At 51.2% G+C, this 818-nt stretch carries 1 rRNA gene; it reads right to left on the reverse strand.

Annotated features, from left to right (window positions below):
• Positions 1–766: ribosomal RNA gene (locus B5F76_RS14315) — 23S ribosomal RNA — on the reverse strand; the annotation flags it as partial.
• Between the last annotated feature and the right edge of the window lie 52 nt (positions 767–818).

Raw genomic sequence — 818 nt, forward strand, 5'->3', positions numbered from 1 at the left:
CAAGGCTTTACCCTTGCTTCAACCTGCTCATGGATAGATCACCCGGTTTCGGGTCTAATCCGCACAACTAAATCGCCCTGTTCAGACTCGCTTTCGCTGCGGCTCCGCTAACGCTTAACCTCGCTGTACAGATTAACTCGCTGACTCATTATGCAAAAGGCACATGGTCACCATCCGAAGATGGCTCCCACAGCTTGTAAGCACCAGGTTTCAGATTCTGTTTCACTCCTCTTGAAGAGGTTCTTTTCACCTTTCCCTCACGGTACTAGTGCACTATCGGTCGTCGGTGAGTACTTAGCCTTGGAAGATGGTCCTCCCGGATTCCCACGAGGTTCCACGTGCCTCGCAGTACTCAGGTACCGGCACCGTCACTTTCGCCTTCAAATACGGGACTGTCACCCTCTGTGGTGGAGCTTTCCAGCTCTCTTCTTCTAACTACTCATGAATCGGAAACGCCGGCCCTACAACCCCGGCTGAACGAATTCAGCCGGTTTGGGCTCATCCCTGTTCGCTCGCCGCTACTGGGGGAGTCTCGTTTGATTTCTCTTCCTGCAGGTACTGAGATGTTTCACTTCCCTGCGTTAGCTCACACAGACCTATGTATTCAGTCTGGTGTAATGGAACATGACTTCCATTGGGTTGCCCCATTCAGAGATCCCCGGATCAAAGGATGTTTTGCTCCTCCCCGAGGCTTATCGCAGCATACCACGTCTTTCATCGCCTTCCGACGCCAAGGCATCCACCTGATGCTCTTGTCAACTTATTCTCGAAATAAACTTCCTTTCCATCCCTATTCAATTGTAAATGAACCCTTTCCG

It is taken from the genome of Desulfovibrio sp. An276 (genome assembly GCF_002159665.1).
Lineage (GTDB): Bacteria > Desulfobacterota > Desulfovibrionia > Desulfovibrionales > Desulfovibrionaceae > Desulfovibrio > Desulfovibrio faecigallinarum.